The organism is Aquamicrobium lusatiense (assembly GCF_014201615.1).
Taxonomy (GTDB): Bacteria; Pseudomonadota; Alphaproteobacteria; order Rhizobiales; family Rhizobiaceae; genus Mesorhizobium; species Mesorhizobium lusatiense.
In genome coordinates this window covers 1-17,237 of record NZ_JACHEU010000004.1, presented here as the reverse complement: position 1 = coordinate 17,237, position 17,237 = coordinate 1, and the positions used below count along the sequence as shown (strand labels likewise).

17 protein-coding genes are annotated in these 17,237 nt (G+C 60.8%); 4 read left to right on the top strand and 13 right to left on the bottom strand.

The window, feature by feature from the left end; translation table 11 throughout:
• Positions 1-3: 3 nt before the first annotated feature.
• From HNR59_RS17205 to HNR59_RS17180, 6 genes are all read right to left on the bottom strand, one after another.
• Positions 4-1,050: an ABC transporter substrate-binding protein gene (locus HNR59_RS17205; RefSeq protein WP_183832279.1), complete on the bottom strand. Its 1,047-nt coding sequence runs from the start codon at positions 1,048-1,050 to the stop codon at positions 4-6.
• A 100-nt stretch (positions 1,051-1,150) separates the two neighbouring features.
• Complete coding sequence (locus HNR59_RS17200; protein WP_425488673.1) at positions 1,151-2,290, bottom strand: ABC transporter ATP-binding protein; 1,140 nt, start codon at positions 2,288-2,290, stop codon at positions 1,151-1,153.
• A complete protein-coding gene (locus HNR59_RS17195; RefSeq protein ID WP_183832278.1) occupies positions 2,287-2,940 on the bottom strand; it encodes a flavodoxin family protein in 654 nt (217 codons plus the stop codon). Before HNR59_RS17195 ends, HNR59_RS17200 begins: the two co-directional genes overlap by 4 nt.
• A 3-nt stretch (positions 2,941-2,943) precedes the next feature.
• Entirely contained in the window at positions 2,944-3,858 is a 915-nt protein-coding gene (gene kce / locus HNR59_RS17190; RefSeq protein ID WP_183832277.1) for a 3,5-dioxohexanoate:acetyl-CoA acetone transferase, read from the bottom strand.
• Positions 3,859-3,871: 13 nt separating this feature from the next.
• A complete protein-coding gene (locus HNR59_RS17185) occupies positions 3,872-4,657 on the bottom strand; it encodes an enoyl-CoA hydratase-related protein (protein ID WP_183832276.1) in 786 nt (261 codons plus the stop codon).
• Positions 4,658-4,667: 10 nt separating this feature from the next.
• Positions 4,668-5,825 (bottom strand): acyl-CoA dehydrogenase family protein, encoded by a 1,158-nt coding sequence (locus tag HNR59_RS17180; protein WP_183832275.1) that lies wholly within the window; start codon positions 5,823-5,825, stop codon positions 4,668-4,670.
• Positions 5,826-6,000: 175 nt separating this feature from the next.
• Between HNR59_RS17180 and HNR59_RS17175 the strand changes: the two genes are divergently transcribed.
• Positions 6,001-6,573, top strand: coding sequence for a cupin domain-containing protein (locus tag HNR59_RS17175; protein WP_425291428.1), 573 nt, complete (start codon positions 6,001-6,003; stop codon positions 6,571-6,573).
• An 8-nt stretch (positions 6,574-6,581) separates the two neighbouring features.
• On the opposite strand, the gene HNR59_RS17170 is transcribed toward HNR59_RS17175, so the two are convergent.
• The gene (locus HNR59_RS17170) at positions 6,582-7,340 is read right to left on the bottom strand and encodes an SDR family NAD(P)-dependent oxidoreductase (protein WP_183832274.1); all 759 of its coding nucleotides are present in this window, start codon (positions 7,338-7,340) and stop codon (positions 6,582-6,584) included.
• The gene (locus HNR59_RS17165) at positions 7,337-8,137 is read right to left on the bottom strand and encodes an acetoacetate decarboxylase family protein (RefSeq protein ID WP_183832273.1); all 801 of its coding nucleotides are present in this window, start codon (positions 8,135-8,137) and stop codon (positions 7,337-7,339) included. The genes HNR59_RS17170 and HNR59_RS17165 overlap by 4 nt, the downstream gene beginning before the upstream one ends.
• A gap of 159 nt (positions 8,138-8,296) precedes the next feature.
• Here HNR59_RS17165 and HNR59_RS17160 point away from each other — a divergent pair, with 159 nt between their 5' ends.
• Both HNR59_RS17160 and HNR59_RS17155 read left to right on the top strand, forming a co-directional pair.
• Positions 8,297-9,451, top strand: coding sequence for an acyl-CoA dehydrogenase family protein (locus tag HNR59_RS17160; RefSeq protein WP_183832272.1), 1,155 nt, complete (start codon positions 8,297-8,299; stop codon positions 9,449-9,451).
• 67 nt (positions 9,452-9,518) lie between these two features.
• A complete protein-coding gene (locus HNR59_RS17155) occupies positions 9,519-10,901 on the top strand; it encodes a phenylacetate--CoA ligase family protein (RefSeq protein ID WP_183832271.1) in 1,383 nt (460 codons plus the stop codon).
• Positions 10,902-10,999: 98 nt separating this feature from the next.
• Here HNR59_RS17155 and HNR59_RS17150 read toward each other — a convergent pair whose 3' ends face one another.
• Genes HNR59_RS17150 through HNR59_RS17130 form a run of 5 tightly spaced genes read right to left on the bottom strand, consistent with a single transcriptional unit; the run spans position 11,000 to position 16,757 of the window.
• Positions 11,000-13,111: an acetate--CoA ligase family protein gene (locus tag HNR59_RS17150; RefSeq protein ID WP_183832270.1), complete on the bottom strand. Its 2,112-nt coding sequence runs from the start codon at positions 13,109-13,111 to the stop codon at positions 11,000-11,002.
• A gap of 29 nt (positions 13,112-13,140) precedes the next feature.
• On the bottom strand, positions 13,141-13,899 hold the full coding sequence (locus HNR59_RS17145; protein ID WP_183832269.1) for an enoyl-CoA hydratase/isomerase family protein: 759 nt from the start codon (positions 13,897-13,899) through the stop codon (positions 13,141-13,143).
• Between the two features lie 22 nt (positions 13,900-13,921).
• Positions 13,922-14,761: an amidohydrolase family protein gene (locus tag HNR59_RS17140; protein ID WP_183832268.1), complete on the bottom strand. Its 840-nt coding sequence runs from the start codon at positions 14,759-14,761 to the stop codon at positions 13,922-13,924.
• A 44-nt stretch (positions 14,762-14,805) separates the two neighbouring features.
• The gene (locus HNR59_RS17135) at positions 14,806-15,537 is read right to left on the bottom strand and encodes an SDR family NAD(P)-dependent oxidoreductase (RefSeq protein WP_183832267.1); all 732 of its coding nucleotides are present in this window, start codon (positions 15,535-15,537) and stop codon (positions 14,806-14,808) included.
• Positions 15,538-15,560: 23 nt separating this feature from the next.
• Positions 15,561-16,757: an acyl-CoA dehydrogenase family protein gene (locus HNR59_RS17130; RefSeq protein WP_183832266.1), complete on the bottom strand. Its 1,197-nt coding sequence runs from the start codon at positions 16,755-16,757 to the stop codon at positions 15,561-15,563.
• A 142-nt stretch (positions 16,758-16,899) separates the two neighbouring features.
• Between HNR59_RS17130 and HNR59_RS17125 the strand changes: the two genes are divergently transcribed.
• On the top strand, positions 16,900-17,237 hold a 338-nt coding region (locus tag HNR59_RS17125; protein WP_425488672.1), incomplete at its 3' end, for an electron transfer flavoprotein subunit beta/FixA family protein.

Sequence of the window (17,237 nt, the reverse complement as noted above, 5' to 3'; positions counted from 1 at the left end):
CGGCTACCGGGCTGCCCAGATGTTGAAGCGCTCGGTCAGGCTGTCGAGGTTTTCGACCCAGAACTCATCATCCACCGGGACAGCGTTCTTCAGGTGCTCGGGTATCAGCGGCAATTGCTCCTTCACCTCGGCCGGCAGATAATCGAGAGAGGCCAAGCTGGTGGAGCTGTAATAGGTGCGCTTCGTATAGTCAGCCTGCAGTTCGGGATGGTCGTGAAGGAACTTGAAATACTCCATCGCCTGTTCCTTGTTGGGACTTCCCTTGACGATGACGAGCTGGTCCGTAACGTAGGTATAGCCAGCATCCCAGGCGATCCTGAAGTTCTTGCCGTCGCTGTCATTGGTCGTCGAGATGCGGCCGTTCCAGGCATAGGTCATGACATATTCCCCGGTAGCCAGCCGGCTGACAAATTCAGCGCCCGAATTCCAGAGCAGTATGTCGCTCTTGATAGAGTCAAGCCTGCCAAAGGCGCGATCAATGCCCTGCGGCGTGCGCAGCACCTGATAAATCTCGCCAGCCGGCACGCCGTCCGCCATCAGGGCGACTTCAAGCGCGCCCTTCGGCGTGTTCCAGATCCCCCGCTTGCCGGGATATTTTTCGGTGTTGAAAAAATCCGCCCAGCTTGAGGGAGGATCCTGAGGGAAACGGTCGCCATCATAGGCAAGAATGTTGCCGGCCGTGTAAAGTCCATAACCGCAATCGCTGTGCACATGCTCAACGTATTTCGACTGGTCGATCTGGCTCCAGTCCAGCCGTTCGAACAGTCCTTCCTCGCAACCGATCATGGCTTCCGCCGATTCGAGATCCAGCACATCCCAGGTGATGTTGCCGGATTCGACCATGCTGCGCACCTTTGCCAGCAACGGGGTCTGATCCTCGAGAATAGCCTTGCCGGTTTCCTTCGTGTAGGGGCCGAAGAATGCAGCGCGCTGCGCCTCCTGTCCGGCTCCACCCCACGCAACGATGGTCAGGTCACGCGCCGATGCCAGTCCAGGCTGAAACACGAACAGTGCGGCCGTGCAGGCAAGGGCGGAAAAATATGTCTTCATGTGTCACTCCCCTTATTTGCCCGGCTCCCATCGGGCTTTGTTTAATTAAATAAACTGTACCAAACGAGAGCTGCCACGTCCAGTGTGTGTTTGAAATTTTCTACGCCTTGCCAGCAGGTTGGGGGAGAACATAACAGTCCATTCCTGACCAATATAAAGATATTGCGGACCCCGTTCCGCATGTAGAGAGATGGGACTTGTTGGAAATCTTCACCGTTATCAGATCGCCATTTGTCAACTGACAACGCAATCGCAGGTGATCTCCAAGATAGATCCTTTCGGTAATCTTGCCGTCGAACCTGTTCGGCGCTGGCGGTATGGGATGATTTATCACCCCGTTCTCCGGCCTGAATACGACCAGAACCTCGTCGCCGATCCCATGCTCCGACTTCGCGACCGCCTGCAGCACCAGACCATTGCAGTCAACTTCGTATTCTTCTCCGCCCCGGCTTCTGACGACACCGGACAAGCGATTGTTGTCTCCCACGAAATCGGCAACGAATGCATTGGCTGGATGCTCATAAATATCGTCCGGAGGCGCGATCTGCTGGATGCGCCCGTGGGCGAACACCGCCACGCGATCCGACATGGTGAGCGCCTCGGACTGGTCGTGGGTAACGTAGACAACAGTAATGCCAAGCCTTTCATGCAGGCTTCGGATTTCGAGCTGCATCTGCTCGCGCAATTGCTTGTCGAGCGCACCAAGCGGCTCGTCCATCAGAACGAGCTGCGGCTCGAAGATCAGCGCCCGCGCCAGGGCGATACGCTGCTGCTGGCCTCCGGAAAGCTGGACGGGGCGGCGGTCGGCCACCTCCGGCAACCGCACCATGTCCAGAATGTCGCTGACGCGCCGCTCCCGCTCAGCCTTCGCAATGCCACGCATGCGCAGGGGGAACGCGAGATTCTGGGCAACAGTCATATGGGGGAAGAGCGCATAGTTCTGGAACACCATGCCTATGTTGCGCTGATAGGCAGGCACACCGACTATCGAACTGCCATCCAGCTCGATGGTTCCATGGTTTGGCTGCTCGAAGCCAGCCAGCATCATGAGCGTCGTCGTCTTGCCCGACCCGGAGGGACCGAGCAATGTCAGGAATTCTCCCTGATGAATGTCGAGATCGAGATCGGCAACGACACGCGCCTTGCCATCGTAGCTCTTATTGACATTCCTGAAGCGGCACAGGACTTTCCTTGCCATATCCCGCGCAATGGCGGGCGTCTCTTGCGTGAGACCACTCATCCGGTTTCTCCTCCAGACCATACGGTCCCGGAACGCGATGTATCGATCCTGAAATCGGTAGCGCGGGCCTGCAGCAAAACGGCACCGGTCCGCCGGGCCAATGCCAATGGCTGCGCGGGATCGCGCGCGACCTCACCACGGCGATTGCCGACGGCATTGACCACTGTGACCAGCGCTCCATGGGTATACCGACAGAAATCCGACATCTGCTGGACAATGCCGACGCTCATTCCCTGGTTGCTCTCTTCCGACGACAGCAGCAGCGCATATTTCTTGCCGCGCAATCGTTGCAGAACTTCTTCCGAACGGCGATGCCGATGGCTTGTATAGCAGACAAGCCGGTCGACCACGCATTTGAACCGCGCCGGCAAACCGTACCAATAGATCGGCGAGGCAATGGCGATGGCTGATGCCGGCAACATGTGCTCCAGCAACAATTCGGCGTAGCGGTCCTCGATTCCACATTCCCCATCGGCGGTGCGGCATTCACGGCAATCGCGCAGGAAAGCAGTCACATAGTCGTCAATGTGCAGGGTCTCCACCTCATGGCCTGCTGCGGCCGCGCCTTCGGCAAAGGCGCGCGCCATGAGCGACGAATTGCCATCGCGGCGCGGGCTGGCGATCAGACTGCATATCCGCTCGCCCGACATCGGTCAGCCCACCCTGCCTTTGAGCTCGAGCATCTGCCGCGCATTGGCTGGCGTCGCGATGTCGCATGACAGTTCGCTCAGGATCCGCACCGCCTTCTCGACCTGCTGGGCATTGCTCTCGCACAACTGGCCGGCCGAGATGAAGAGGCTGTCTTCCATGCCGACGCGGACATTGCCGCCCAGGATGGCCGCGCCAGCCGCGATGCGCATCTGCGCCTTGCCGCCTGCCAGAACGGAGAAGCGATAGCGGCTGTCAAACAGGCGATCCGCCGTCGTCTTCAGGTGCACAAGCTCCTCCAGCGATGCGCCGATGCCGCCCAGTATGCCCATGACGAACTGCACCGCATAAGGCGCTTCTATGAGGCCCTCGCGCTCGAAGAAGGAGAGCGTATAAAGGTGGCCGACATCGTAGCACTCGAATTCAAAGCGCGTACCGAGCGGCGAAAGCAACCTCACCGTATCCTCGATGTCCTTGAACGTGCTCTTGAACACGAAATCGCGGCTCTCCTCGATGTATTCCCGCTCCCAGCCGTGCCTGAACTCGGTGTATTTGCGCAGCAGCGTGTGCATGGGGAAATTCATCGATCCCATGTTGAGCGAGCATATCTCCGGTTTCAGTTCGACGGCGGCTGCCAGTCGCTGCTCGACGCTCATGTTGTTGCCGCCACCGGTCGTGATGTTGATGACGACATCGCAGGCATCGGTAATGCGCGTGACGATCTCCCGATACAGCTCCGGCGAGGATGCCGGCTCTCCGGTCTCGGGATTGCGGGCATGCAGATGCACGATCGCCGCCCCGGCCCGCGCCGCGCCAATCGCCTGATCGGCAATCTCCTTCGGCGTAACCGGCAGGTAGGGCGACATGCTCGGCGTGTGGATAGAGCCGGTGATGGCAGCGGTGATGATGGTCTTGCTCATCGGCTAAAACTCCTCAGCGCCCTGTCCATACCGGTGCGCGGCCTTCGGTAAAGGCCTTCGGTCCCTCAAGGAAATCCGAAGAGGCCAGCATCTTCTGGTGAAGCGGCAGGGCAAGCCCGTTCAGGCCCGTCAGCGCATCGCGATCGCTCATCGTCTCGGTTGCACGCACGACTTCCTTTGTCGCCTGCACCGAGAGCGGAGCCCCTTTGGCGATCTGCTTTGCCAGTTCCAGGGCGCGCGGCATCAGCTCATCACTTTCGACGATGGCATTGATCATGCCCCACCGTTCAGCTTCCGCCACCTCGAACCACCGGCCGGTGAGCAGGATTTCCATGGCGATGCGCCTTGGCAGCATGCGCGGAAGACGCTGCACGCCCCCCGCATCGGCGATGAAGCCGCGCTGCACTTCCGGAAACCAGAAACGGGTGTTGGGCGTGGCGAGAACCAGATCGCAGGCCAGCGAAATCTCCCAGCCTCCGCCAACCGTCAGACCATTGAGCGCGGCAATAAGCGGCTTGTTGCAGTCGAGCAGCACCTGCAGCCCGGCGAAACCGCCGGTGCCGTGCTCCTCATTGTCCTTCACGCCGCTGGCAGCCTCGTTCATATCCCAGCCGCCGCAGAAGAACTTGTCGCCCGCCCCGGTGACGATGGCGACGGAGAGGTCATCGTCATCGCGAAAAGTGGTAAACGCCTCAGCCAACTGTTCGCTCATGGCGATGTTGATGGCATTGGCCCTGGGTCGATCAAGCGTCACGATAAAGACACGGCCCTCGCGCGCGGTTCTGATCAGTGAGTCCACTTTGCTCCTCCTACTGCTTGTATGGGCGCGTCAGCTCGCGCGCGATCAGATGACGCTGGATTTCCGACGTACCGTCCCATATCCGCTCAACGCGTGCATCCCGCCAGAAGCGCTCAACCGGCATCTCCTGCATCACGCCCATGCCGCCAAAGATCTGTACTGCATTGTCGGCAACCCGGCCCAGCATCTCGCTGGAATACATCTTCGCCATGGCGACTACGGCCTCGCTCCCCTCACCCCGGTCGATCTTCCATGCGCATTGCAGCGTCAGAAGCTTCGCCGCCTCGATCTCGGTCGCCATGTCGGCAAGCTTGAAACCAATTCCCTGGTGATCCGCGATCGGCTTGCCAAAAGTCCTGCGCGTCGCCGCCCATTGCAGAGACATCTCAAGAATGCGCTCGGCCCGCCCCACGCAATTGGCCGCGATCGCCAGCCGGCTCGCGAACAGCCATTCCTTGGCGACATCGAAGCCCCGATGCACTTCGCCAAGAACCTGGCTTCCCGGCACGCGGCAATCGGTGAAGAAGAGCTCGCACTGGTGATAGCCCCGGTTGCCGACGGCACGGCCCATGCGGCGAACCTCGAAACCGGGGGTTCCCTTGTCGACGAGGAAAGAGGTAATGAGCTTGCGCGGCCGTGCGCCCTCGGTCATGCCGCTGACGGCGAAGACGATAGCGAAATCGGCGACATCGGCATGGCTGATGAAATGCTTCGAACCATTGAGGATGAAGTCGTCGCCGTCGGCCACCGCCTCGGTGGAGATGTTGTTGGCGTCCGATCCCGCACCCGGCTCGGTCAGCGCAAAGCAATCGACACGCTCGCCCCGGACGACGGGCTTGAGATAGCGCTCGATCTGCTCGCCGGCACAGGCCTTGAGAATAGGCGCCGGGCGAAGCACGCAGCTTGCCAGCGGCAGACTGACCCGCCCCAGCTCGCGCTCCAGAAGGGCGAGCTCGACATTGCTCAGGCCAGCTCCGCCAACCGACTCCGGCATATTGGCCGCATAGAGGCCGGCCTCCATCGCCAGTGCCTTGAGCTGATGGCGCAGCTCATCCGGCACCTCGCCCAGCCGTTCGATATTTTCTTCATGCGGCATAAGATGCGCCGACACGAAACGACGTGCCGTCTCTGCTATCAAAGCCTGCTGACTGGTAAGCTCAAAGTCCAACGAGGTCCTCCCGACATTCGCATGTGTTTGATTTTTTCTACATTACACACTTCCCGTGAGCTGTCCACATGAGAATGTCGTCCTTGCGGAAACGGGCTTATGTCATTTCTGCCTTGTGCATCCGGGGGAGATTGGCGTAGTTAAAAATGAACAAAGAACCAAGAAGAAGATCAAAGTGAACGAAGCAAAGCACGGCAATGACCCTGATGGCGTCGGCGAGCGCCTGGCCACGCTGCGCGCCGCATACGGCCTTTCCCAAAGGGAGCTGGCAAGGCGTGCAGGTCTGACAAACGGCACGATTTCCCTCATAGAGCAAGGTGTCACGAGCCCTCAGGTTGCATCTCTGAAGAAGATATTGTCGGTCTTCTCTATCAGCATCGCCGATTTCTTCTCACTCGACACCGAAAGCGCTTCCAATGTCTTTTTCGGCAAGGAAGATCTTGTTGAGATCGGCGGCGGAGATATTTCCTTCCTCCTCGTGAATGGCAGGGACAAGAACCGCAAGCTGCAGATGGTAACGGAGCGATACGAGCCGGGCGCCGACACGGGCGTTGAAATGTTGCAACATTCGGGAGAGGAGTGCGGGATTGTTCTGAGTGGTTCGCTCGAAGTCACCGTCGGCACCGAACGCAGGATCCTTCAGGCAGGAGAGGCTTATTATTTCAACAGCTCTCTCCCGCACCGCTTCCGCAACCTGGGCGAGGACATATGCGAGGTCGTCAGCGCAGCAACCCCACCGTCCTTCTGAGGCATCGGTCAGTGTACATATGAGGCGCCATTGACGTCTATCGTCGATCCGGTCGCATAGTCGGCCAGTCCCGAAGCGAGGAAAGCCACAATACCGGCGATGTCGGACGGACGGCCGAAGCGTCCGGCCGGAATCTCTTCCAGCCACGCGGCACGCCCGCTGGCCTCAAAGAATTCCGTGGCCTGATCGGTCTCGATAATGCCAGGGGCGACCACAAACGCCTTCACATTGTCACCGCCGTAATGCCGCGCGATCTGGCGGGTAAGCGACACCAGCCCGCCCTTTGCCGCGCCATCATGCGGGCAGGTGGCGGTGTCACCGCGGAACGCCGGCCGACTGGCAATGTTGATCATCGCTCCGCCGCCGCGCTGCTGGAAATGCCGTACTGCCATTCGTGCGAGATGCGCGGGCGCTATGAGATTGACGTCCAGTACCTTCCGCCACGCCCGGTCCCACTCCTCATCCGGAGCTTCGATATCGAGATCCATGCGGATCGAGGCATTGTTCACCAGAACATCCACTCTTCCTGTCCAGTCGACGGCAGTCTGCCACAGCCGCTTCACATCGGCGAGTTCAGAGAGTTCGCCCTGCACCGCCAGACACCGCTCCGCGCCCAGCCGCGACGTGATTTCATCGGCAGCGCCGGCATTGCGGCCATAGTGAAGCACGACGCCAGCTCCGGCCGCATGGCAGGTTTCCAGGATCGCCCGGCCGATACCGCGGGACGAACCCGTGACAAGAACGGTCTTGTTGCGAAGGTCTATCATGATGTCAGTTCTCCACTCCTGGCCACCCACCGTCCGAGGACCTCGGCCGGCGGCTTGGTCATCTCGAAACTGCTCCAGCGCGCGCCAAGCACCCTGCCGCCAGCCAGCGCTGCAAGCCGCTCGTCCCAAATGCGGAAACTGCCGCTGCCGGACCAGACTTCCCCCGATCGCAGGCTCTGCATCGTCGTGCGGCTGAGCACGATATCGGAGATAGCCGGACTGTCGGGCCTTGGCAGTGTCCGGCGCGAATAGAACACCGGCGTACCCGGCACGGGTGGTGCGGCCGCCTGCGAGCCTGCACCTTCCATCTGCATTTCCAGCGACATGATCGGAACACCATCCTGACCGACGCGGGCCGAGACGAAATCGCCACGGCGCCAGCCGTTCAAGGCCGGGCGTCTGGTCATTGCAACGTCTCCCAACCGCATGGAGAAGCCGTAGAGTTCACGGCCCACGCAGAGCTGCGCCTCCGCATCGGTCCACATGAACGGGTCCCAGTTACCGTCGACACCATCGATGGCGGCGTTGAACGCAATTACCGCCTCGTGGAACTGCGACCGCTGCGGATTGCGCGCGGCCCATTCCGCACCAAGGCCGCAATCGGAGCGCAGGGCATGCACTGTGAGCCTGAAAACGGGCGGACCCGACAGGGTCAATGGCAGCGGCACGAAAGCAGCCAGCGACCGCGGCTCCGCCTCCACGAATACGCTGACGGTCTCTCCCTCGAAATGCCATGGGGCATGGCCGAAGGGATGGGCCCACTGCCCGACATCCAGGTAACAGGCTTCCGCCTCCATCTTCCCTTCCCCTCCGATATTCTCTTTTGTGTGTTGATTTTTTCAAACATCTATGGGTATTTTCACGCAACTGGCAAGGGTTAAACGGAAAAAAGACTTTATTTTCTAAACAATCCTACATTTCTCCGGCAAAGCCAACATAACATCGGGGCCAACAGATTGACTGACACTTCCCTTCGCTCCTCCGTCCTCGCAACTGTCGACCGGTTCTGTCATGAGCATGTCCGGCCAGCCGTTCCGGATATGGAGCTCACCGCCGAATTCCCGGAAAATCTGTATCGCAAGGCGGGTGAACTCGGCCTTTTTCGCATGGACATACCGGAAGAGCTGGGCGGCATCGGCGAGGATCGCGTCCTGCCGCTGCTGGCAGCGGAACGCATCGCGCGGACCAGCCCGGCATTTGCCGTAACCTTCGCCAATTGCGCCGACGTGCTGACCCCGATTATCGCGAAAGCGACGCCGGCCCTTTCCTCCTCGATCGTTCCGGATGTGGCTGCCGGCATCAGGGTCCCCTGCATCTCGATGTCAGAGCCGCTGGCGGGATCGGACGTATCCGCCATGCGCACCCGCGCTGTCCGGGTCAAAGGAGGTTACCGCATCAACGGCCGGAAGATGTGGTGCACCAATGGTTCGGTGGGCGATGTCTTCGTCGTTTTCGCCAAGACCGATCCCGACGCCGGATCACGCGGCATCTCCGCATTCCTTATCGAGAACGGCGCCCCGGGTTTCGAGCGAGGCCGGGACGAGCCGCTTACCGGCCTGCGCGGCAATCCGACCAGCGAACTGGTGCTTGAGGATGTCTTCGTGCCGGACAGCCATCGTCTCGGCGAGGAAAATGAAGGCTTCAGGATCGCCATGCTGACGCTCGACTCGGCCAGGCTCAACGCTGCCGGCATGGCGCTTGGTGCAGCAAGAGCAGCGCTTGAAATCGCCCGCTCATATGCGCTTGAGCGTCAGCAATTCGGCAAGCCAGTTTTCCATCATCAGGGCCTGCAGTTTCTGATCGCCGAACTCGCGGCAGAGATCGAGATGTGCAGAACGGTCTGGTTTAAAGGGCTCGACGCCATGGGCCGCGGCGCAGCAAGGGAAACCAGCGCAATCGCTTCGATCGCCAAATTGCTGTGTACGGAAATGGCGGTGCGCGTCACCACCGAGTGCGTGCAGGTGATGGGTGCCAGCGGGCTGTCTAAGGAAAACCCTGCTGAACGCCTGATGCGCGACTCCCGGACCTTCCAGATTTTCGACGGCACACCGCAAATCCAGCGCCTGTTGATAGCACGCCATCTGGTCCGCGACGGATTGATGACGTTCTGAACCTGACGGCACTGACCGGAACCCGGAAGGATGCAGCCGAGGTGCGCGACGGTCCGAAAGAGACAAAATGATGCTGAATTCCCTGCCGATCATGCGCGATGCATTCGAGCAGATGGAGCATGCCGAATTGCGGGCGCTGCAGTTTCGCCGGGTCAGGGCATTGCTCGATCACGTCTCTAACACCAATGGCTTCTATGCCCGTCTCTGGCGTGAGCATGGCCTGGATATCACCAGGATCAATTCGCTGGAGGATTTCACGAAGCGCGTGCCCACAGTCGAGAAGAGCGACTTCATCGCGGATCAGGTGAACGAACCGCCTTATGGGAGCCGTCTCCGGCATCTCATCGGGAATGCCGGGCCACTCATGCTTTTCACCACCAGCGGCACGTCCGGACAGGGGCAGGAACTGCATGCGCAAACGCTGCGCGAATTGCAGGGCAGTTCTGCGGTCTACGCCTATATGTACCGATGGGCCGGCCTGCGGCCGGGCGACACGGCTTTGCTCACTCTGCCGCTGACCATGCTGGGCGGCGGCAGGCTGGAATATCACGGGGCGCTCGACTACGGGCTCAACGTTCTTCCTGCCGGCAACTACGATGCCCGGCGCAAGCTGGAACTTATCGATCGTTTCAAACCGAAAGGGCTGATTGGCACGACATCTTACTTATGGCATCTGGCAGCGATCCGGGATGAGGGTGCCGATGTGTCGGGCGTGGAGGCGCTGTTCTGCGGCGGGGAAGGCGCATCGCTGCGCTGGTATGGCAGGCTCGAGCGCGGCTGGGACGCACGCGTGTTCGACCGTTATGGCTCGACGCAATCGCGCAACGATCACATGTTCACATGCGAGGAAGGCCTGGGCGCGGAGAACCGGCCGGGCCTGCTGCACAACATAGATCCGCATGTACTGCTTGAGGTCATAGATCCGGCCACCGGCAAACATGCGCGCGACGGGGAAAAAGGCGAGGTGGTTCTGACCAGCCTCTATCACCTCGACACGCCGGTCATTCGTTGCCGTATGAAAGATCTGGCGGTCTATCACAGCGGTTCCTATTGCCGATGCGGTCGCCCATTCTGCGGTATCGAAATCGGTTCGATCAGCCGTCTGGACGAAATGTATCGCATCAAGGGTATCAATGTGTGGCCACAGGCAATCGAGCAGGTTGTGCTCGGCTTTTACGAAGTCGATGAGTACGAGATCCTGCTCAGCACCACGCCTGACGGCTCCGACCAGGCGGAACTGCGCTTTATGCCGAAGAGCTTTCTGGAGCCGGGTCAGGCCGCCTTACTTTGCGAACGGATCGCCAGCGAAATCCGCAGCAAGATAGCTTTGCGCTTCGAAGTCACCGCTCTCGCGCCCGAAAGCCTTGCTCGCAGCGAGTACAAGGCCAGACGATGGAAAGACCAGCGCGACTATATTTCAGATGCGGCCCGGACGGCGCACACGCCATGATCGGAGCAGGCGCCCATCGCAGGTGGCGTTGATAAAAACAGGACTGGAAAGCCGACACCATGACGCCGGCTTTCCAGTCCCGAGACGAGCAAATCAACTCAGCGCTTCAGCGTCACCAGCACATCCAGCGGAATGCAGCCTTTCGATGTCGCCAGAAGCGGATTGATCTCGATGCCGGTGATGCTGTCGGAAAGGTCGGCGACCAGCTGTGCGAACGAATGGATGGCATCAACCACTGCCTCGAGGTCAACCGCCTCCGATCCGCGGAACCCGTCGAGGATGGCCGAGGCCTTGAGCCGGCTGATCGCGGTGCGGATTTCGTCCCGCGAGGCCGGAGCCAGCACGAAGGTCACATCCTTGAACAGCTCGACCATGACGCCGCCGGCACCGATCATGACGATCGGCCCGAACTGCGGATCGACCAGCCCGCCGACGATGAGCTCGACACCTTTTGGCGCCATCTCCACCAGCAGGGCCTGCGGACCGAGCCGCGTCGCCATATCGGAGTAGGCCGCTTCCACCGCAGCGCGGTCGGGCAGGCCGACGCGCACGCCGCCAACATCCGACTTGTGCAGGATGCCGGGAACGGCCGTCTTGAGGACAACCGGCAGGATAAAGCCGTCAAGCGCCTCGCTGAGCGCCTGCGCGCTGTCGACCGTCTCATACTGGAGCGTGTTCATGCCCCAGTCCGAAAGCAGACGATAGCCCGTGGCTTCGTCAACGAAGCCGCCCGATGGCCGTGTCAGCATCTCGTTCCAGTTGGCAGCGACCTCCGACATCGCTCCAGAGCGTTCCCCATAGGCAGAGGCGGCCGCGAAAGGCTTCATATTCATCAGATGCCTGACCGCACGCAACGCCGGGCCAACTCCGTCGATCAGCGGAATGCCCGCCTCACGCAGCCGGTTCGCCAGTCCGGTGCGCGGCAGCTTGCCGAAGTTGGTGGCAACGAATACCGGCTTTTCGCTGGCGGTCGCGACCTCGATGCAGGCATCCACGAAACCGCAAGACAGATGGTCCTCCAGTCCGATGTCGAACAGGAACATACCGATACCGGTTGCCGGGTCCGCCATAAGCGCGTTCAGGCAATCGCGGTAGACGCCGACATAGTCGCGGCCAGAGCCCCAGGCGTCGAGCGGGTTCACCGGCTCAAGGCCATAATCCAGCCGTTCGCTCAGGATTTTCTGCGTGGCCTTTCCGATATCGGCAAACTGAACTTTCTCGTCCTCGGCCAGATCGATCAGCAGGCCGCGCGCACCACCGGAATCGGTAATCGCCGCGAGACCGCCGGAAACATAGCGCTTTGGCGACGAAAGCAATGTCGCCGTCGCCGCCAGTTCATCGACGTCCCTGACACGGATCACGCCATATCTGTCGAACAGCGCCTGATAGGCGGCGTCATTTCCGGCGATGGCGCCGGAATGGCTTTCCGCAAGACGGGCGCTCTGGCTGGTGCGGCCGACCTTGATGGCAACCACCGGAACGGTGCGTGCGCGCGCTTTCTCAAGCGCCCTCTCGAACCCCTTGGGGTCGCGTATGGTTTCGAGGAAAAGCGCCGCAACGCGCGTTTCCTCCAGGTCCAGCGCATAGTCGAGATAGTCGGCGACCGTGGTTGTCAGTTCCTGCCCTGCCGAGACGGCCAGACTGAAACCCAGTCGCTGGTCCAGACCGAGGAATGCCGCAAAAACCGCCCCCGAATGACTGACGAACGCGATCGGTCCGGAGGGCAGGTCCTCGATCGGGAACCAGCTCGCCGCAACACGATGCGCCATGTTGTAGAAGCCCATGCAATTGGCGCCGACGATCGACATGCCGCTCCGCTGCGCCTCCCTCCTCAGCCGGTCGACCAGTTTCGGGCTGGTGTCATTTTCCAGATAGCAGCTTGCGAAAATGGTCGCGGCCTTGATACCCCGTGCCGCAGCCTCGCCGACAGCGGCTTCTACGATGTCGTTGTTAACAGCGATGACGGCATGGTCCGGTGCCTCGTCGAGGGCCGCCAGATTGGGAACGCAGCGCAGGCCGGCGATTTCTTCATATTTCGGGTTTACCGGGATGATCTTGCCTGCATAGCCGATGCGGGCAAGCTGCCTGAGCGTATCGTGACCGGGCGTGTCGGGACGCGGCGATGCGCCGATGACCGCGATCGACCGTGGTGACAGCAAAGCGTCGAGGCGCTGTGCGGGCCTTGCCTCTTCGGCAAATTGCTCGTTCAATCTTCTCTCCTCCCGTCCGCGCCAGCCGGTCAGCTCTTATACCTGGCCACGCCCTGCTCCACAGCATCGCTGCCAAGCTGGTTCATATCGGCAAGATATTCCAGATGCCGGCCGCTGCGGGCAGGTATGCCATAGCCGAAACTCAGAAGGTGCTTGGCGATCGACACAGTCCTGCGATCGTGCCCGGAAGCGATCTGACGCGCCAGTTCCATGGCCTCGTTTACGGCGGCGCCATCGTCTACCGCGCGGGCGACAAGCCCCCATTGCTCCGCTTCGGCTCCGCTGAGCATACGTCCGAAGATCACCAGCTCGCGTGCGCGTCCCACACCGACGATTCGCGGGATGCGCACCGTTCCGCCCCATGACGGCAAGGCGTTGATCGCCACCTCGGGCAGGCCGAGGACAGCCGAACGCCCGGCAATGCGATAGTCGCAGGCCGAGGCGATCTCCAGCCCGCCGCCGAGGCAATACCCCTCGATCGCTGCGATCACCACTGCCGGATGCGCTTCAATGAGGTCGCCGATCTCCTGGCCGAGTTCAGTGTGCATCAGCCTCTCGTCATAGCTCTGCTCCGCCATTTCCTTCAGGTCGGATCCGGCACAAAACGCCTTGGTGCCCTCGCCGCACAACACGATGGCGCCGATGCTCTCGCGCTTGGCTCTGATCAGGGCATCGCGTAGCGCTTCCATCGTTGCATCGTCGAGCGCATTGCGGCGTCGCTCGCGCGCGATCATCAGCTTGGCCACGCCGCTTTCGAAGGCGGCCTCAAGTCCCGATTCTCCGCTCATGATGAAACTCCCTCTTGTCTGTTCAGAGCCCGAAGACATGCTGTGCGGTGCCGTGCAGAAGCGATGCCTCCGCATCCGGCTTCAGGCCCAGCGCCTTCACCTGCTCGATGGATTCCTTCTGCATGATGAGCGGGAAATCGGTTCCCCACATCACCTTGCCCTTGCCCCAGCTATTGATGAACTTCACCAGTTGCGGCGACCAGTTCCTGGGCTTGTAGGCCGAGGTGCCGATATAGAGATTGGGATGCTTCCAGGCGAGCGCGATCGCCTCTTCCACCCAGGGCCAGCCCGTATGGGCGCAGACGATCCTGAGGTCCGGGAAATAGAGGGCGATCTTGTCGAGATGGATCGGCTTGCCGTTCTCGATCGGCATCAGGTCGACGGTGTGGCCCATCGATATCACGACAGGAACGCCGAGTTCCTCGCACTTTGCGTAGAACGGAAAGTAGTAGGCATGGTCCGGCGGGAAGCCGAAGCCATGGGGGTGAATATGGATGCCGCGGAAGTCATGCTCGCGCACCAGCATTTCCAGCTCTCGCACACCGGCCATGCGCTTGCGCACGTCGACGCCATAGAGCCCGTAGATGCGATCGGGCGCCGCCTTGCGGATCTCGATGACCTCCTCCGGCGTCGTGTGCTCGACCGGCTCGGAACGCCAGTAGGACCAGGTGACGATCGACGGCACCAGAAGCTTCTCCACCCCGATCTTCGACATCTCGGCCAGAAAGACTTCGGGGTCATTGCCAACCAGATTGTCGGTCAGGCCGATCTGGGCGAAACGCGCCGCCTCCTCCTCATTGTGAAGGTAGTTCTTGGCGATGCTGTCGGCAGTGAAATGATTGCACAGGAAATCGATGGCCATATGGATGGCATCCCCTCTTGAGTTCAGGTTGGACCGGTTACCGGTCAGATCATCGTCAGTCCGCCGCTGACGCTGTAGACCTGACCGGTGATGAAGTCGGAGTCCGGCCCGCACAGGAAAGAAATCATGGCGGCCTGCTCCGATGGCCTGGCGAAACGGCGGAAAGGAATGGCCTTGACTACGCGGCCGATGATGTCGGGGTCCTGCGCCAGTTCGAGCGCCGTCTCCGTCGGTCCGGGCGCCGTGCAGTTGATGTTGAGACCATAGCGTGCATTCTCGCGCGCGAGGCTCTTGGTCCAGGCAATGACAGCTCCCTTCATGCCCGAATAAACCGCCTCGCCACTCTGGCCTACCTTTCCGGCATCCGAGGTGACGTTGATGATCTTGCCCTTCTTGCGGGCGATCATTTCAGGCAGGATCTCGTGCGTCACATAGAGCAGCGCCTCGAAATTGATGGCGATGGTCTTGCGCCAGTAGGCGGAGTCTTCCTGCACGAAAGGTTGCGTGCCGAACCAGCCGATCAGATTGACGAGATAGTCGATCTGATCGGCCTTCTCGCGAGCCGTGTTCACGGCCGCCCGCGCCGCCGTCTCATCGGTCAGGTCCGCCTGCACGATATGCAGTTTTTGCCCCGCATGCCGTCTGGCCAGGATTTCCAGTCCGTCTTGGCTGAGGTCGGCAGCGACGACGGTGTACCCATCCTCCAGCAGCCGAGCGACTGTAGCTTCCCCGATGCCCCCGGCTGCACCGGTGGCGAAAACAGTACCCTTGCTCATGTCAGTCTCCAGATTGGTGCGGGCTATTCGGCCGCGATTCCAAGCGCCGCGATCTCTTCGTGCGAGACCTCCGGCAGTCCGTATTTTTCGAGATGACGGCCGATGAGCAGCTTCTGGATCTGGCTGGTGCCGTCAAAAACCTCGAATGGCTTGCAGTCCCGCATGAAGCGCTCCACCGGATAGGCTTTCGACAGGCCGTTGGCGCCCATCGCCTGCACGCATTCGGTTGTCACGCGCATCGCCGCTTCCGTGCTGAGCAGTTTCGCCATGGCGGCGATGGTGCTCGCCTCCCGGCTGCGTGACCGCTCCAGCATGGTCATGGCGCGTTGCCATATGGCGCGGGCGCCGGTCAGGCGGGCCGCACAGTCGGCCAGTAGGAAAGCCAGGCCCTGATGCTCGATGATCGGCTTGCCGAACTGGACGCGCTCCTTCGCGTAGTCGATGGCACATTGCAGCGCGCCGGTGGCGGCCCCCAGCGCCATGGCAGAACAGTTGAGGCGGGCCTCATCCAGCGTCGACATGGCAATCCTGAAGCCACGGTTCTTTTCGCCCAGCATCTGGTCGGCCGGAACGAACACATCCTCAAAAACAAGTTCCGTCGCCGGGCAACCGCGCAGGCCGATCAGGTCCTCGTTGCGGCCGATCGTGAAGCCCGGTGCTCCGCGCTCAATGATGAAGGCCGAGATGCCCTTGTTGCCGGCGTCCGGGTCGGTCTTGGCAAAAACCGTGAACACATCGCCGACACCGCCATTGGTGATCCACATCTTGCGCCCGCTGATCCGGTAGCCACGATCCACCTCCTCTGCTTGCGTCGAGATCGATGCCGCGTCGGACCCGGAGCCCGGCTCGGTCAGGGCAAAGCAGGGAATAGTGGTGCCGGCCGCGATACCCGGCAACAACCGACGCTTCTGCTCATCGCTTCCAAAATTGACAATGGGGGTAACGGCGTCGCCGCAATTGGAGAAGATCAGGGCAAAAGATGGACTGACGCGCGCAATGACATCGGAAATCAGAAGCGGCGTGACCATGTCCGGCCCGATGCCGCCATACTCTTCCGGAATCCAGAGGCCGAAGACGCCGAGCGCAGCCGCCTCCCTGTAGAGATCTGCCGGAAAAAGATTGGCGGCATCGATTTCGGATGCTCGCGGCGCAATGCGATCGGCGACGAAACGCTCCACGCTCGAAAGGATCTGGTTACGGAAATCATTGTCGATGGACATTGGCGAGGACACCTGTTTCTCAGTGGCCTCACCATAGGGTAGTTTGATTTTTTAAACAACCCCCTTTATAAAATCGCCATTATCCGATAATTTCATATTATGGAGTTTAACATTATCTACAAAACAAGGTCGAGGCTGTTTAATGAAAGTGCTGGTCGCGATAAAGAGAGTGATCGATCCCAACGTGAAGGTCAGGGCACTCGCCGATGGCAGCGGTGTTGAGCTTGCCAATGTGAAGATGGCGATGAACCCGTTTGACGAGATTGCGGTGGAGGAAGCGATCCGCCTGAAGGAAGCGGGCAAGGTTGCGGAGATCGTCGTGGTCTCGGTCGGCCCGCAGCAGGCCCAGGAGACGCTGCGCACGGCGCTGGCCATGGGTGCCGATCGCGCCATTCTGGTGAAGTCGGACGAGACGGTCGAGCCGCTGGGCGTCGCCAAGGTGCTCAAGGGCGTGGTCGAGGCCGAACAGCCGGGCCTGGT